General features: G+C 48.5%; 2 protein-coding genes. Both read left to right on the forward strand.

Going from position 1 to position 1,315, the window contains the following annotated elements:
* A partial coding sequence (locus R7E47_RS24520; protein WP_318085311.1) for a GspE/PulE family protein occupies nt 1-673 on the forward strand: 673 nt, incomplete at its 5' end.
* 8 nt (nt 674-681) lie between these two features.
* Nucleotides 682-1,315, forward strand: a 634-nt coding sequence (locus R7E47_RS24525; protein ID WP_318085313.1) for a type II secretion system F family protein, incomplete at its 3' end; no start/stop codon positions are given.

Genomic DNA, 1,315 nt, shown 5'->3' on the forward strand with positions numbered 1-1,315 from the left:
TCCGGTGGAATACCGTTTACCACGCATCACGCAAGTACAGATCAACAGCAAGATCGACCTGACATTTTCACGCGTGCTACGCACCTTCTTACGCCAAGACCCAGACATCATTTTGATTGGTGAGATGCGTGATCAAGAGACGGTAGAGATTGGCTTACGAGCAGCATTCACTGGTCACTTAGTATTGAGTACGTTGCATACCAACGATGCGGTCGACAGCGCACTGCGTATGATCGACATGGGGGCGCCAGGCTATCTCGTTGCCAGTGCCGTGCGTGCCGTTGTGGCTCAGCGATTGGTTCGCCGTGTTTGTCCAGATTGTAAAACCCAAGATCATCTCGATGAGTCGCGTCAACAATGGTTAGCGGGGCGTTTTCCAAATCAAGTTGGGGTGACTTTTCACAAAGGAGCAGGTTGTCAAAACTGTAACTTGACGGGATATCGAGGTCGAATCGGTGTGTTTGAAATGCTTGAGCTGGAACATGAGATGATGGATAAGCTGCGCGCGAATGATGCGGTTGGCTTTGCACAAGCGGCTCGACGTTCAGAAAACTACAAACCGCTTCTTGCCTCAGCAATGGAGCTTGCGCTGCAAGGTGCTGTGAGCCTGGATGAAGTGATGACCCTCGGCGAGGGTGACGCTTCGGGTAAAACTGATCCCATTTTCATGTAGGTAAGTGAATGCCAACTTTTCGTTATCAAGGCCGCACATTAGACGGCTCATCAACCAGTGGCAAAATCGATGCGGTGAATTCAGAAGCTGCAGCGGAAGCGTTGATGAATAAAGGGATCATCCCGCTCAATCTGCGCTTAGAGAAAGAAGGCGTAAAGAACCACGTTAGTTTGTCTAAATTGTTGGTTCCTGCCATTCCACTGGAAGTGATTATTCTGTTTTCTCGTCAGTTGTTCAGCTTAACTAAAGCTGGTGTGCCTTTGCTGCGCTCAATGCGCGGCTTACTGCAAAACTGTGAAAACAAACAGCTTAAAGAAGCGCTAGAAGATGTGGTTTCTGAGTTGAGTAATGGTCGTGGCTTGTCGTCTGCGATGCAGCCGCACAACAAAGTGTTTAGTCCGTTATTCGTTTCCATGATCAACGTGGGTGAGAATACTGGTCGACTCGATGAGGCATTGTTACAGCTAGCAAACTACTATGAGCAAGAGCTAGAAACACGCAAACGCATTAAAGCCGCGATGCGCTATCCGACGTTCGTTATCGTATTTATTACCATCGCCATGTTCATTCTGAACATTCTGGTTATCCCCGAGTTTGCATCGATGTTTACTCGTTTTGGGGTTGAGTTGCCGCTTCCAACTC

Source organism: Vibrio sp. Vb1026, from assembly GCF_033338745.1.
Lineage (GTDB): Bacteria > Pseudomonadota > Gammaproteobacteria > Enterobacterales > Vibrionaceae > Vibrio > Vibrio alginolyticus.